Raw genomic sequence first — 13,882 nt, 5'->3', positions numbered from 1 at the left:
AAATTGATGTGAAGGGCTGCAACCTGCTACCCCTTCCTCTTCTGTAACCCATCGGTTCAGCTGGACAATGATTAGGCCTGCCGATGCCGATCGTTCGGATCACAGCGAAACAGGCGGCTTGGGTCGGCGGACCCGTTGGGGCATCCGTTCCACGTCGAGCAACAGACCCTGCTCGTCCTTCTTCGCATCGAGGAACTCCCCGAGGCTTTCGCCGAATCCGAGAACGAAGAAGGTCATAGCGTACGTGCCCAGCGCGACGGTCGGATCACCTTTCTCTAATTTGAGATACGTACTCTTAGCGACCCCGATCCGTTCGGCCATCATGACCACAGTGAGTGTGCGCTTCTTTCGCGCCAGTGCGATATCGGCGCCGAGCTTCGCCAGGCTGCGCCTCACGCGCGGCGGAAGGGTATCAGGGACGGTCGATCGCATTTAAGGTCTCATATACGCGCCCATGTCGGCGATAGGGTGCGTTATATACGTCTTTATTCGAATAGCCGATGCTATGGTTTTTTTAAACACGACACCAAGAGTTCCACAGCGCAAGTCGCAACACCCTCCCACTGTTACTGATCCAATGTTTCCTCATACCGACCTGCGCGGCGTAGCTGCCGAACGATGCCATTGAAGGCGGCTGTCACGCCCTGCGCCCGCCCAATCTCGTTTTCCTGGCGCGCAGCATCCCAATAAAGCTCGAGCGGCCAACGCTCTGGGCAGTGCGGGAGAAGGCAGCGAAGCGCCAAACGAACCTCCACGCCGTCCACGCGCGCGTCCGAGCAGCGGGTGACGCCACTCCGTAGGATATGGACCGAAAGCGCGATCACGACGCGCTGGTGGCGACCGATCTTTGCCATCGCTCAATGAAAATCGTGTGATTTGAAACGTATCGCGTCTTCGGGATCCATGCCCTCGGCATGAGGCGGCCAATAGGAGTTACGCGGTTCGGGCTTCCATCCCGCGTCACCTCGGTCGGGTGAACCAGGATGTTTGGCGCCGTCGCCGCGGCCGGTGCGATGCGGGAACGACAGCTCGCCGACACGGTGCAGCAGGTCGCCATGGTCGATGATCCGGTCGCAAATGACATGTATCACCTCGCCTTCCTTCTGCACCCTGCCCTTCATGCCGATCATCGACGCCGACATGACGGTGCGCCTCTGGCGCTCGAACCGGTCAGGCCAGAGGATGCCGTTGGCAATGCCTGTCTCGTCTTCGATCGTGATGAAAAGGACGCCCTTGGCCGAACCGGGCTTCTGACGAACCAGGATGATGCCAGCGACCTCGACATGCCGACCATCGCGTATGGTGGCGAGATCCGCGCACCTGGTTACGCCACGCCGTGTCAGATCATCGCGAACAAAGGTTAGCGGATGCGCGCGCAGCGACAGCTGCAGCGCCCGGTAATCCTCGATCACCTCACGGCCATCGGTCAGCGGGCGCAGCGCAACGACAGGCTCGATCCCTTCGGCGCTGATCGTCTCGGCCGCGCGGTCCGCGGCCGCAAACAGCGGCAGCGGCGCCTCGCCGAGGCCCCTCACCTTCCACAGGCCCTGCCGCCGGTCGGCGCCGAAGGCGTGAAACGCATCGGCATCCGCCAGCTTCTCGATCGCCGCGCGTTGGACGCCCGATCGACGCCACACGTCCTCGACGGAATCGAACAATGTCGTGCTGCGCGCTCCTACGATCGCAGCCCCATCGGCGTTCGAAAGCCCGCGCACTTGGCGCAGGCCGAGCCGCACCGCAAGGTAGCGGCCGCCTGTCGGCTCCAACGTGCAGTCCCAGCGGCTCGCGTTGATGCACGGGGGCCGGACCTGGACATCGTGCGCCTGAGCGTCGCGTACGATCTGTGCGGGGGCGTAGAACCCCATCGGCTGCGCGTTCATGAGCGAAGCACAGAAAACGTCGGGATGGTGATGCTTCATCCAGCTCGATGCGTAGGAGATCTTGGCGAAGCTGGCGGCGTGGCTCTCGGGGAAGCCGTAGGAGCCGAAACCTTCGAGCTGGCGGAAGGTGCGCTCGGCAAAGTCGCGCGGGTAGCCTCGGGCGACCATGCCTTCGACGAGCTTTTCCGAGAAATGCGAGACGCCGCCCGTTACCTTGAACGTAGCCATGGCGCGGCGCAGCTGGTCCGCTTCGGCCGGCGTGAAGCCGGCGCCGACGATCGCGACCTTCATCGCCTGCTCCTGGAACAGCGGCACGCCGAGTGTCTTCTCCAGCACCGCGCGCAGCTCCGGCCGGGGGTATTCGGGCCTTTCCAGCCCTTCGCGCCGGCGGAGATAGGGATGGACCATGTCGCCCTGGATCGGGCCCGGCCGCACGATCGCGACCTGAATGACGAGATCGTAGAAGCGTCGAGGCTTCATGCGCGGCAGCATCGACATCTGCGCGCGGCTCTCGATCTGGAAGGTGCCGAGCGTGTCGGCCTTCTGGATCATCGCGTAGACGTCCGGATCGTCGTCCTGCAGATCGGCAAGACCGACCCGAACGCCCTTCGTCTCCTCCAGCATGTTGAAGGCGCGGTTCATGCAGCCAAGCATGCCAAGGCCCAGCACGTCGACCTTCATGAACTTCAGGGAGTCGATATCGTCCTTGTCCCACTCGATGATCTGCCGGTCGACCATTGCGGCTGGCTCGATCGGCACGAGGTCGTCGAGCCGGTCGAGCGTGAGCACGAACCCGCCAGGGTGCTGGCTCATGTGGCGGGGCACGCCGATCAGCTTGCGGGCAAGCTCGAGCGTCAGGCGCAGCCGGCGATCGCCCATGTCGAGATTCAGCTCGTTGACCTGCTTCTCACCGACCCCTTCGGCCGACCAGCCCCAGACGAGCCCCGCGAGCGATGATGTCAGGTCTTCGGGCAGGCCCAGCACCTTGCCGACGTCGCGGACAGCGCCGCGCGCGCGGTAGCGCTGAACCACGGCGGTCAGCGCGGCGTGGTTGCGGCCGTAGGTCTCGTAGATCCACTGGATGATCTCTTCGCGGCGCTCATGCTCGAAATCGACGTCGATATCGGGCGGCTCACGGCGCTCGCCTGAAACGAACCGCTCGAACAGGAGTTCGTGCTTGATTGGATCGATCGAGGTGATCGCCAGCACGAAACACACGCAGGAGTTGGCGGCTGAGCCGCGCCCCTGGCACAAGATGCCGCGGCGCCTCGCTTCTCGCACGATCGCATAGACCGTCAGGAAATAGGGCGCGTAAGCGAGTTCGGCGATAAGCTTCAGCTCGTGCGTGATCTGATCGGTGTACGCTTGCGGGACGGCGCCATCGAACATCCGGTCGACAGCCTCCAGTGCCAAGCGCTCGAGCGCTTCCTGTGCGCTGAGGCCCTCCAAAAGCCGCTCGTGCGGATACTGATACGCGAGTTCGCCCAGATCGAAGGTGCACGCGCGCGCGATGTCGACGCTGGCACGCAGCGCGTCCGGATACGCCTTGAACCGCCGGACCATCTCGGCGGGAGACTTGAGCGCGCGGTCAGCGTTCACCTCACGGCGGTAGCCGAGCTCGTCGACGGTGCATTTCTCTCGGACTGCAGTGACCACGTCCTGCAGCAACCGCGCCTCGGGCGCATGATAGAGGATATCGCCAGTGACCACCGTGCGCACGCCGGCCGCAGCGGCTTGGCGCGCGAGCGCGTCGATGCGGACCGCGTCATTTGGCCGACGGCGCTGGTACAGCGCCATATAGCTGCGTTTGCCATACACGGCCTTCAACCCGGCGAGCGCAACCGCGTTATGGTCGCTCGCTTCCTCGGCGAGCAGGATGGCGACCATCCCTTCGGACCAGGGCTCGAGATCGTGCCAGTGCAGCTCGCACTTCCCCTTCCCCGCTCGCTTCTTGCCGACCGTCAGCAGCCGGGTCAGCCGGGACCAGGCCGGTCGATCGGTCGGGTAGAGCAACAGCCGGCGGCCGCAGGCCAGATCGACGCGGGCACCGGCGATCATCCGCACGCCAGTCGCCTTCTGCGCTTCCCAACCCCGCACCACGCCTGCGACGGAGCCGATGTCCGAAATACCCAAGGCTTCCAGGCCGAGCAGATTTGCAGCGGCGAACAGCTCGTCCGGGCTCGACGCGCCGCGCAGGAGCGAGAAGTGCGTGAGGACCTGCAGCTCGACATAGTCGGTCATGCGAACACGCCGTGCATCCACCAGCTGAGATCGCCGGTTTCGCTCTGAAAGCCGTCGCCACGCCGGAACACCCAGTAGCGTCCGCCCTTCTCATCCTCGACGCGGTAATAGTCGCGCACGGCCCAGGTCTCCGCGTCGCGGCGCCACCACTCGCCGTGAATGCGCTCGGGGCCGTCACCAGCGACGATCATGTAGGTTGTACCCCGCCACTCGAAGCGCCGCGGCGGTTGGTCGGGCATCAGCGCGATCACACGCGACAGCGGTTCGGGGCGCGCAAACAGACGGATCGGCCGGATCCAGGCTGGCCAGCTGCCCGGCGCCTCGACAGGGTCGGAGCGCGTTACCGCGCGCTCGGGCACATGGCTCTCGACCGGTGCCAGACGGAAGACCGCGCGTGGGCCGATCCTGCCGGCAACGACGTCCACCAACCGCGCCGGGTCGCGCACCAGAGTTTCGCCCGCGAGCACCGCGCCGAGATCGACGGCGTCGAGCGGCTCGGTGTGCGGTGCAACCAACGTGAAGTGCTCAAGTCCGAGGCCGGGTTCGATCCGCTCGATGCGAAGCTTCAGCAGCCGATGGAGGTGCGACACCTCACGTGTCGGTCGCGACGTCCCGACCGCCACGACCTGCTCGCCGCCATCGACGCGCAGCCCGGTCAACCGCAACGCGCGCGCGCCAAGCCCGCGCGCCTGCAGCAGCTCGGCGAGATCGCCGAGCAAGTCTCCCATGACGCGCTCGATCGCTTCTGCTGTGCAGATGGGCTCCAGCAGACGCCGTTCGGCGACCGGCGCCTCGGCATCCTCGCGCGGCGTGATCGGCTCTGCGACGCCACCCAGCGCCTGATCGAGCCGTTTGATCGTCGGCAGTCCAAGGCGCCGGGCCAACGGGCCTCGAGCGACGGGCAGGAGGTCGGCAACCGTCTCGAAACCGAATTTCCGTCCGGCGTTCAGCGCCGTGTCGGACAAGCGAAGCGAGGCGATCGGCAGCGGCTCCAACGCTTCGACGATGCGGCCCGGCGGTACGATCGTGACGTCCGCGCGACCGAAACGGGCAAGGGCGTGTGCAGCACCGGGGGTGTCTGCGACGGCGACGCGGGCCGTAAAGCCCGCGCGCGCGCAAAACGCGCGCAGTCGACGGCAGAAACGCTCTTCGCCACCATGCAGGTGGGCACACCCTGTGAGATCGAGCCACAGCCCATCACTTGGCGTGACGGCTGCGATCGGTGTCCAGCGACGCACGGCACGCAGCGCCAGCGTGTCGAGCAGAGCGGCGTCGGCGTCCGGCTCGGAAGGCCGGAAATCAAGATCCGACACCAGCGCGCGCGCGTGTGTTGCGGCCATACCGACGGTGATGCCAAGGCTCGTGGCTGAAGAGCAGGTGGCCACGACTTCCTCGCGGCGACCGACCTTGCCGACCAAGGCAAGCGGCTCCGCGTGAAAGGCAGCAACCGTCGCTTGCACCAACGCGGTGTGCTCCGCTGGTACGGGGCCACGATACGGGTGCGTCGCGGCTTCGGAACGGCGGCCGAGCTCGCGCATCGGCGGACGCGCGTGCGCGGGAAGCGCCGCGATCTGGCTTTCGGCATCCCCGCCTGCCGGCGCCTCGGTCCGCGCCCAGCGCGCGCCCGGACGCCATCCACCTCCGCGCGGAACCGAACAGGCGCCAGGATTGTCGTCGACGGGAAGCTGGAGCGCTGCGGGGCTAGGCCGCGGCATAGCGTACCGGTCCAACCGTCTCAGCCGCTCGATGGCCAAGTGCGGCAGGAACAGCGAGACGACCCGTCTCATCGCATCCCTCCACGATCATAGAAAATGAAGCGCCACTGCGCTGTCGGGCAAGCTCGACCAACCAGCGCGGCCGCCCGACACCCGCGACTGCGAGCCGGGCCGACGGAGCACTGCCAATCCTCCAGCGGGTCCAGGCAGCCGATGGTTCGGCAAGCGGATCCTGCTCGCGACCCCGCCTCCGCCGCAGAACCAGGACCGGGATATCCGCATCGGCCGCCACGAGTTGAAGTCGCCGGCTCGCCACCATCGACATCCTGCCGACTTCGGCGACCACTGCGGAGGGCGTACCATCGCGCACCGCGTCCTCGACCACGGCCAGCAGCGCGTCATCGTCCCGTGGCTGCGCGTGGATCACGTTGGCGGAGGCAAGACCTGCCTGCGCCAGCCCCGGCGCATACAGATCGTTGCGGTAACTCGCCCACAGCACTGGTCCGCCGACGCGAAGTGCCTCGCGTCCTGCCATCCCAGCGAGGAACAGCGTAGTGGCAGCATCATCGGCGAGCGAGCAGGTCTGCGCAGCAGCTTCATGCAACGCCCCGCCTCGCAGCCCTCCCCCGCCTAGCCGTGCGTCTAGCTCCGAAAGGCCGAACGGCATGACTCGGTACTCGCTGACAGGCGATGCAATTGCCTTGAGTTGGGCGAGTGTGGACGGCAACGAAGAATGGACGGCGGACATAACGCATAGACTCGGTGTGTTCCTCTTATGTTCCGCGCTCATTCCCAACAATGCAAGGCTTTTGGCGTCCCGTTTTGGTCGGGCGACGGACGTGTTCGCCCCCGGTTCGCAAGGGCACGACGATGCGGCTTGGACGAACTAAACCCAGCAAACTGCGGCTGCTCACATCGGATCAGACAGAGGGTGGCTTGTTAGAAATATGCGGGCTATTATCTAACGGGAAAGGAGCAGTCCCGTGACCGCAATGGCCGACAGAATCATGAAACGCATTCGCGGCAAGGGTCGCGGTTGGGTGTTCACGCCCAAGCATTTCATCGACTTCGGCTCGCGTGGCGCGGTCGATGTCGCGATTTCCCGTCTGGCACAATCTGGATCGATTCGCCGGCTCGGCCGGGGACTGTACGATTATCCTCGCCACCATGACACACTAGGCATCCTCAGTCCGGACACTGCGACCATAGCCGATGCGATAGCGACCCAAAGCGGTGACAAGCTGGCGCCCACCGGTGCCGCGGCTGCCAATAGCCTGGGGCTATCGACCCAGGTACCGGCGCGAACGAGCTATGCGACCAGCGGCCGTACACGCGTGGCCAAGGCCGCAGGCCGCACGGTGACGCTCCGACACAGTCGCGCACCGGTTCTCGATTCCGGCTCCGATACCGCCAACGCGGTGCTCCAGACGCTTGCGCAGCTTGGCAAAGCCCATGTCGATGCGGACGTTATTCGGCGGCTCGCGACACAGGTCGACACTCGAGCATTGAAACAGTTGCTCCAGGCACGACCTTCGATGCCGGGATGGATGGGTGATGTGATCCTCAAGATCGATACCGCGCACCATGGATGAATTTGCGCGCCGCAGCGCCAGCGACCGTCGCGTCTTTATTGAGGAAGCCGCAGCGCAGCGCGACCTGACGCCGATCGTCATCGAGAAGGATTTCTGGGTTTGCTGGACGCTGAGACGCCTCGGCACAGCGCCTGATCTGGAAGGCCATGTCACCTTCAAAGGCGGCACGTCGCTTTCGAAGGCTTACGGCATCATCCAGCGTTTCTCCGAGGATATCGACCTGACCATCCGCCGCACAGCGCCACTGCTCGATCAGGTTGCCTCACCGATGGAGGCCGGCATCGGCTCCAACGAACGCCAGCGCCGGACCAAGGCGCTGAAAGCTGCAGCGCAAGCCTATGTCGCCACGATCGCGATGCCGGCGCTCGCGGCGGCGGTCGAGGCTCAGCTTGGCCGTGAGGGATGGAGCATCGCCCTCGATCCGGAGGACCGGGACGGCCAGACGATCCTGTTCAACTATCCACGCACCGGCGGATATGCAGCGAGCGACTATTCTGCGCGTGACTATGCTGCCGATGACGAGACCGGCTACATCAAGCCGCGGATCAAGCTCGAATTCGGCGCACGAGGCGATCCCGACCCGTTCGAGAATCGCGAAATTCGCCCTTACCTCGCCGAGCAGTTTCCGGATGCCCTCCCGGACTCCTCGACGTCGGTCGAGACGCTCAGCGTCGAGCGTACGTTTTGGGAGAAGGCGACCATCCTTCACGCACTCCATCACAACGGCAAGATGCGCGATGGCTTGTCACGTCATTATTACGACATGCTGATGCTCGACCGGGCAGGCATCACCGCCCCAGCCCTCGCCGACCCGGAACTGCTGGAGCAGGTCGTACGCAACAAGAGCGTGATGTTCGCCGATGCGTCGGCGTCCTACGCAACGGCTATCCTCGGCACGTTGCGCCTGACACCCTCCGATTGGATCCGGCAGGCGCTCGCCAGCGATTATGCGGCCATGGCAGACATGTTCATGGTCGAGCCCCCTTCCCTCACCGGACTGCTGGAAGGGTTGGCCGGCCTCGAGGCGCGCATCAACGAGGTCGGCTCGGCATCCTGAAGGCTGTCGCCCACATCTAGTGCAGGCGTTCGCCTCTCGGCCCACGCGGCTCGCGCAGCGGCAGATAGAGCAGGCGGAAATATTCCTCGGCAAGCGCACGCGCCGTATCGGGCAGGAGCTTCTTCACAGTCCCTGTAAACGAACCCCCGAGAAAGAGTGGCTTGCCCGGTGCGCCCCTGGCTAGCGCCTGGAACTTGTCGAACATGAGCCGACCCAGCGTGCGGCCATTGTCGGTGCCGTAAAGATAATCCTCTTGATCCGGGCTCACCGTGATGCAGTCCCACTCGAGCTCAGCATAGGCGCGGGCGATCCGAACCATCACCATCGGACGGTTGAGCCTCTGACAGTAGTAATAATGGCTGTCGTTGCCGATCCGATCGCCCCGCCTGAACTCGGCATAAGGCAGGTCCGGCAGTGACCGTCCGGAAACGACGGCGCTGAACGGATTGCTCGGGGCCGTTTCATATCCAAATTCTCGTAAGCGGCGTTCAAAGTCCGCCGGGCTGGCGAGCGTGATGGCGGGCGGCAATTCGGCATTGGCGTCGATTGCCGCCTTGAGGGCGGCGTGTGTGCGAAACTGAAGGCCGCTGGCGATTGCCTCGGTCAGATGCGAGGACCGAACCCCCGGCATTTGGCTGCGAAGCGCGGTCTTGGCCGCAGCGACATTGGCGTCAGATAAAATGATCAGGTGCATGGCTAACCGTCCTCATTCGAGTAGACCGTCTGACGCCGATTACGAGACGGCCCGAATGGGTCGGCTGCAAAGCTACCTCTTGCTCCCTTTGACCCGGCGACAGGTCTGGTGGGAGGGACCGAACCTTAATCTATCACCCTGCCGGGCGATGACAAGGTGGCACGCGCGATCGTCCGGCCACTAGGCCCCCTTCAAATTCAAACAGAAGCTGGCCCAGTCGTGCCTCGCCAAAACTGCGTGCTATAGTTGTTCAGGTGTCGCGAGTAGGAGTCGGTGGTCGCTTGAAATGTTTCCGGGATCAGCGTTCGATCCTGTCCTGACTTCAAATATTCCCGAACCGATTGTAGAGCCGACGATCTAAGGTGTTCCCAAACGCGATAAAGCTTCTCCTGCAACTCATCGTCCTGCTTTGCGCGAGTGGGTTTTCGTGCCGGAGCCGACGAGGTGTAGTCAGGGCGCAGGTCAACTTCATGCAGGAACGTAATGCTACCATGCGTCCAGTCGCCTTCCGCAGTGGCACGCCAGCGGTAGTTGATCCGAACGCTCAGGTTGGGAGTGAAGCGCGTGGGCGTCCAGATCACGTCGTCGATCCAAAGGAGCTGCTGCTCACGCTCCTCTTCCTCCAGTCGGCTCTTCATGTCGCGCACCGCGGACACGAGCTCCATGCCCGCGCGCCGGACATCGTGTGCCGTCTCCGCGCGCTTCTTTGCCGCCTTGGCTTTATTGTGGACGATGATCGCCTGGTCCAGCCGGTAGAGCCGCTGGGACACAAACGGGCCGCAGCTGGCGAGGCGCAACGAGTGCAGGTCTCCGGATCTCGATTGCCACACAGCTTCGTCTACGAGCCGCTCAAGCTCTCGAAGCTCGATGCTCTTCAACGCCTCGGCATCGCCGCGTGAAATATACAGATTGCCCATATGATCGCCTCAGAACCAATCCATGCCGAGCGCTCTTGCATGGTCATTAGGCCGGGCCCGCAGCAGGCTGTGTTCAAGAGCGTCGATTGCCTGCAGCGCGAATGTCCGCGCGTCGTCCAGCGCCCGCGCGTCTGCCATGGCACCGATCTGCCGCCGCGCCGCATCGAAGGTCTCGCTAATCGTTGCATCCCGAGCAACGAACGCCTGCGCATTCGTCAGCATTGCGTTCGCGTTGCCGGTCAGAAGACCGGCATCGAATGCGTGTGCCCGTCCGATCATCGAGCGCGCTGCGGCCAAGGGTTCGCGCAATGTCTCTGGGAGCGGCATCGAAATTCCAACCCTGGTTTTCTGTGAAAAAAAACAGGATCGCCGCCGAGGCGCAAGTCCTGAATGGTGCGGCGATCTACTTTGATCAAGCCGTCGCGACACCGTCTGGCCAAGGCTTGCGTTAGGTGCCCTTCCCTATCTTCGCATTCTGCAGGAGCAGGATCGAATGCATGTCGCTCAGACTGTCCGCCATCGCCTTGGACCCGGACATGACGCGCGTCGCTTCGTGCAGGAAATCTGCTTCCAGGCGTGAAGTCGCAGCCACAAGACCTCCAAGGTCCATCGCCCTGACCGATGAGACATCCGACTTGCTAAGCACGCTGCCAAGCAGTTGGCCGATACCATTGTCCTTGCGCCAGTCTACAAAATCACGGCGTTCGAACGACTGGGTCAATAGATAGCCGTAGCGCAAGTGAACGGCACGAAAGATGTGGAAGATCAACCAGAGGCGATCTCCCGAGAAGAGACGATGCCGGTCCATTTCATTGCCATTGAGCTCCGTGAACAAGGGATTAGCAAGCATATCGCACTCAAAGGCGCGGACATATTCAAGCAGATTCGGGTGGTCCGTTCCGCGGAAGGCGAGGCCCGCCTCTTCAGCCGTGAAGGTGCTATCGAAGCCGACGGAAGTGCCGAATCTATCGCGAATCAGGAGCATATGCGCCCATAATCCCGTGACCGACGCTACGATGTGCGGGTGCATGCCCGCATTCGTCGCTGTGATGACGTCGACCGAGTTTTTGAGCGTCGAGTAAGCGCCCTGCAGGTCAGCCTTGAGCCGTTCAAGCTTTGCGTCGCTTCGACGATCGACTTCTTTAGTAATGAATTTAGTCAGAACGCCGGGAAATAGCTTCAGCACGAGCCAGGATGCGACGACCGGCCACCCGACTGCAAGCACGCTCAGAATAATACTTTTCATACGAGCAGCATAGCCATGACCCAGGCCGCCCCTCAAGCGGCTAGCTGCTGGCCACAGGTTCCTCCCGCCGCTCAGTCAACGACGCAATGATGTTGTTCAACCGTCGCAGCAGATCGTCGTAGGTGAGGATATCCATCATGTTCGCGTATTTGCGCTTTATGACTTCGAGGTCGAACATCTGCTGGCTGGTCAAAGCGGGGCTTCCGTCCGGTCCTCGGTCGCGCCCCATGATGATCATTGCCTTGGGGTTGGTGACGCGGAGCGTCATCGAGCCTGGCAGGACGGTGCGGTAGCGCTCAGTCAACTCACGCTCACCCGGGGCACCCCATTTCGACAGGTGAAAGAGGTACTTTTCTGCCTGCATAATGCTGCCTGAAAGCTCGCGCGTGGGGATGCTGTTGCCCCGGTAGAGTGACCGACCGACCAATGCGTTGTCGAACGGCTTTTTAATCTCGATCACGTCGATAGTGCCAGCCGCGTCGACCAAACACAGGTCGATGTAACGGTCACGCCGCTCGCCGGGTTTGCTGTAGAAATCGGCTATCTTGACGTTCTCGAGAACCGCCACGTATTTCGGAAGCACTAGCAGGATGATTTTGATGATCATCCTTTGCCAGTCGTGCTCCGAATAGTCTGTCGCGGTTTGGAGCCACGTCGTGATCAGGTCGCGCAAATAGACGTACTTGTCTATCTCCGCTTGGATGAGTTCGGCTTGCGGAAGGGCGCGCTCGCTGATCACCGAGCGCCTCCTGCTGAGGTAGGCCTCGTAGGTTTCGCGGGCGCTGCGCATACTGTCGAAGAACTCGCCAAGGATCAGCTCGACGCGTGCGCTCGCATAATGGTCAAGTTCCGTGGTGTTGGGAAACGTGCGGAGAAGCTCATAGAAGCTTGCTGACGGAATCGCATCGTCGCGGGCTCCGCCAATGACGATAGGCCCGTTGTCGGCTTTCACTTTCGCAATCCGGCGAAAGATTCCGACGTTGCGCTCGGCGACGAACAGCTTCCGCTCGAGCCACACACTTTCGTCGATCAGCACATCGTTCTCGATCTCGAACACGCGCCCGGGAATTTGGAAATATCCATCGCGGTGCGCGGCGAAGCGAAAGCGAAACGGCGGCGCGGGCTCAGGATCATCGTCGGTTCCCAAGGGCCCATCAAGCAAGTCATCAGCCGTAAAGGTGAAGCCGCGGCTGACCGTGACCTCGCCTGAGGTCTGAAGCTGATCGCGGACCCATCTCGGGGTGGTAAAATCAGGTGTGTAGATCAACACGACCGCGCGAGCGTTGACCTCAAAGCTAACCATTACTCAGTTCCTTAAGGTGTGCGCCCGTTGTTGCGTTGACGATCGTTTGCCATCGTCCACCCGATTGAGAAAGAAATTCGAGCCGCCGTTCGCGCAGAATGGCCCTAGCGCTTCTGATCGTCCGCGGCTGGTGGCAAGATCGGAGCACTGGATGAGCTGGCGCTCTCCCGTAGGTGCGCGCGCCACGCATCGTTCCAGTCGTCGTGGTACTCGGGCACGCGGCTGACCACTTCGCGACCGTTCGCGCCGAGGTGTTCGCGCGCCTTTTCCAATAGGCGATCGGCGGCTCTACCCCGGTCGCCGTAGACGATCACGCGGCGAACCTTCTCCGGGATCGCCACGAAGGCGAGCCGTTCCACGCCACCCAAGGCCCAAGTCGGCGTGCCGAACCATTCCATTGCCGATCGCGCATCTTCGATCCCCTCGGCGAGGCCGAGCTCCTCGGTTGCGGGAGCAAGCCGGATGGCAGCGGTGCCGAGCAGCCCCAGCGCGACCTTCGGTTTGGGAATGGGTTTGTGCAGCACATCGGCCGGATCGAGGAACGTCCGCTGGACGGCGACCAGACCGAGGTCGTCTTCGACCGCCGCGATCATCGCGGGCATGATTCGTTTGTCGACACCGGAGCCGAGGATCGTGGCCGGGTTGAAGCGCAGAGCCTTGGGAAACGGGGCGCTCAGACCACGGGCGACGAGATAGTCCTCGGCGAGCGTGCCAGCGATCGGCAGGCTGGCATTCCAGAGGCGCAACGCCAAAGCGCCCATATCGCGCTTGGGCTTCCCTGTCGGGATCGCCACGGCGGTACGGTCATGCAGTTTCCGGCGTTGCAGCGCCTTCAATACCTCCAGCGTCGTGCAGCCGGCGAAGCAGTGAAAGAGAATCGCGGTATCGCCGAGCCGAACAGAAAGGCTGGGCGAGCCGTCGTCATGCGCCGGGCAGCGACATTCACCGCGGGTGCCGCGCCAGACGCCCCCGAGCTGTTCGACGATATTCCTGGCCCGGATCTCGGCATCGAGCGGTAATCTCGCCATCGGGAACGTCCTGTGGGTCTGATAAATTTCGGTCACTCTGGCCTCCGCAAAACGCAACCGAGACCAACGGCATCCTCCCCTCTGTGACGGAGGAGAGACGGACGGCGGCTATCCGCTTCGGGTTCGTGGAGGCATGGTCGGCCAAGGTGCGCGGTGCAGTGCCGGCAACGCCGCAGCGCCGATTGATAAATGCTCGAAAGCACGAAGAC

At 63.2% G+C, this 13,882-nt stretch carries 13 protein-coding genes; 2 read left to right on the top strand and 11 right to left on the bottom strand.

Annotated features, from left to right (window positions below; genetic code table 11):
• Positions 1-99: 99 nt before the first annotated feature.
• The 5 genes from FHY04_RS16130 to FHY04_RS16110 all read right to left on the bottom strand — a co-directional run bounded on the left by FHY04_RS16130 (position 100) and on the right by FHY04_RS16110 (position 6,584).
• On the bottom strand, positions 100-396 hold the full coding sequence (locus FHY04_RS16130; RefSeq protein WP_221211827.1) for a helix-turn-helix domain-containing protein: 297 nt from the start codon (positions 394-396) through the stop codon (positions 100-102).
• Positions 397-566: 170 nt separating this feature from the next.
• Positions 567-854 carry a hypothetical protein gene (locus FHY04_RS16125; RefSeq protein ID WP_183937179.1) on the bottom strand — a complete coding sequence of 96 codons (288 nt, stop codon included), beginning with the start codon at positions 852-854 and terminating at the stop codon, positions 567-569.
• 3 nt (positions 855-857) lie between these two features.
• Entirely contained in the window at positions 858-4,121 is a 3,264-nt protein-coding gene (locus tag FHY04_RS16120) for an error-prone DNA polymerase (RefSeq protein WP_183937178.1), read from the bottom strand.
• A complete protein-coding gene (locus tag FHY04_RS16115; protein WP_260171590.1) occupies positions 4,118-5,836 on the bottom strand; it encodes a DNA polymerase Y family protein in 1,719 nt (572 codons plus the stop codon). The genes FHY04_RS16120 and FHY04_RS16115 overlap by 4 nt, the downstream gene beginning before the upstream one ends.
• On the bottom strand, positions 5,823-6,584 hold the full coding sequence (locus tag FHY04_RS16110) for an ImuA family protein (protein WP_183937177.1): 762 nt from the start codon (positions 6,582-6,584) through the stop codon (positions 5,823-5,825). The genes FHY04_RS16115 and FHY04_RS16110 overlap by 14 nt, the downstream gene beginning before the upstream one ends.
• A 244-nt stretch (positions 6,585-6,828) precedes the next feature.
• Here FHY04_RS16110 and FHY04_RS16105 point away from each other — a divergent pair, with 244 nt between their 5' ends.
• Together FHY04_RS16105 and FHY04_RS16100 are read left to right on the top strand one after the other, a co-directional pair.
• Complete coding sequence (locus FHY04_RS16105; protein ID WP_140851346.1) at positions 6,829-7,428, top strand: DUF6088 family protein; 600 nt, start codon at positions 6,829-6,831, stop codon at positions 7,426-7,428.
• On the top strand, positions 7,421-8,485 hold the full coding sequence (locus FHY04_RS16100) for a nucleotidyl transferase AbiEii/AbiGii toxin family protein (RefSeq protein ID WP_183937176.1): 1,065 nt from the start codon (positions 7,421-7,423) through the stop codon (positions 8,483-8,485). The genes FHY04_RS16105 and FHY04_RS16100 overlap by 8 nt, the downstream gene beginning before the upstream one ends.
• A gap of 16 nt (positions 8,486-8,501) precedes the next feature.
• On the opposite strand, the gene FHY04_RS16095 is transcribed toward FHY04_RS16100, so the two are convergent.
• The 6 genes from FHY04_RS16095 to FHY04_RS16070 form a co-directional block, all read right to left on the bottom strand.
• Positions 8,502-9,179 carry a hypothetical protein gene (locus FHY04_RS16095; RefSeq protein ID WP_183937175.1) on the bottom strand — a complete coding sequence of 226 codons (678 nt, stop codon included), beginning with the start codon at positions 9,177-9,179 and terminating at the stop codon, positions 8,502-8,504.
• A 197-nt stretch (positions 9,180-9,376) separates the two neighbouring features.
• Positions 9,377-10,096 carry a hypothetical protein gene (locus FHY04_RS16090; RefSeq protein WP_183937174.1) on the bottom strand — a complete coding sequence of 240 codons (720 nt, stop codon included), beginning with the start codon at positions 10,094-10,096 and terminating at the stop codon, positions 9,377-9,379.
• Between the two features lie 9 nt (positions 10,097-10,105).
• Positions 10,106-10,393, bottom strand: coding sequence for a hypothetical protein (locus FHY04_RS16085; protein WP_183937173.1), 288 nt, complete (start codon positions 10,391-10,393; stop codon positions 10,106-10,108).
• A 151-nt stretch (positions 10,394-10,544) separates the two neighbouring features.
• Positions 10,545-11,342, bottom strand: coding sequence for a hypothetical protein (locus FHY04_RS16080; RefSeq protein ID WP_183937172.1), 798 nt, complete (start codon positions 11,340-11,342; stop codon positions 10,545-10,547).
• Between the two features lie 40 nt (positions 11,343-11,382).
• Positions 11,383-12,645, bottom strand: coding sequence for a Shedu immune nuclease family protein (locus tag FHY04_RS16075; RefSeq protein ID WP_183937171.1), 1,263 nt, complete (start codon positions 12,643-12,645; stop codon positions 11,383-11,385).
• Between the two features lie 104 nt (positions 12,646-12,749).
• On the bottom strand, positions 12,750-13,673 hold the full coding sequence (locus tag FHY04_RS16070) for a toprim domain-containing protein (RefSeq protein WP_183937270.1): 924 nt from the start codon (positions 13,671-13,673) through the stop codon (positions 12,750-12,752).
• Positions 13,674-13,882 lie beyond the last annotated feature (209 nt).

The sequence above is a fragment of the Sphingomonas sp. BK481 genome (assembly GCF_014194875.1).
GTDB classification, from domain to species: Bacteria; Pseudomonadota; Alphaproteobacteria; order Sphingomonadales; family Sphingomonadaceae; genus Sphingomonas; species Sphingomonas aerolata.
Note: the sequence above shows the minus strand (reverse complement) of the source record. Positions and strands in the feature narration are given on the sequence as shown.

Bases quoted from the DNA above. Each gene is read 5' to 3' on its own strand.
- FHY04_RS16125 (WP_183937179.1), bottom strand. From the start codon at position 854: ATGGCAAAGATCGGTCGCCACCAGCGCGTCGTGATCGCGCTTTCGGTC.
- FHY04_RS16120 (WP_183937178.1), bottom strand. From the start codon at position 4,121: ATGACCGACTATGTCGAGCTGCAGGTCCTCACGCACTTCTCGCTCCTG.
- FHY04_RS16115 (WP_260171590.1), bottom strand. From the start codon at position 5,836: ATGCCGCGGCCTAGCCCCGCAGCGCTCCAGCTTCCCGTCGACGACAAT.
- FHY04_RS16110 (WP_183937177.1), bottom strand. From the start codon at position 6,584: ATGTCCGCCGTCCATTCTTCGTTGCCGTCCACACTCGCCCAACTCAAG.
- FHY04_RS16105 (WP_140851346.1), top strand. From the start codon at position 6,829: ATGGCCGACAGAATCATGAAACGCATTCGCGGCAAGGGTCGCGGTTGG.
- FHY04_RS16100 (WP_183937176.1), top strand. From the start codon at position 7,421: ATGGATGAATTTGCGCGCCGCAGCGCCAGCGACCGTCGCGTCTTTATT.
- FHY04_RS16095 (WP_183937175.1), bottom strand. From the start codon at position 9,179: ATGCACCTGATCATTTTATCTGACGCCAATGTCGCTGCGGCCAAGACC.
- FHY04_RS16090 (WP_183937174.1), bottom strand. From the start codon at position 10,096: ATGGGCAATCTGTATATTTCACGCGGCGATGCCGAGGCGTTGAAGAGC.
- FHY04_RS16080 (WP_183937172.1), bottom strand. From the start codon at position 11,342: ATGAAAAGTATTATTCTGAGCGTGCTTGCAGTCGGGTGGCCGGTCGTC.
- FHY04_RS16075 (WP_183937171.1), bottom strand. From the start codon at position 12,645: ATGGTTAGCTTTGAGGTCAACGCTCGCGCGGTCGTGTTGATCTACACA.
- FHY04_RS16070 (WP_183937270.1), bottom strand. From the start codon at position 13,673: ATGGCGAGATTACCGCTCGATGCCGAGATCCGGGCCAGGAATATCGTC.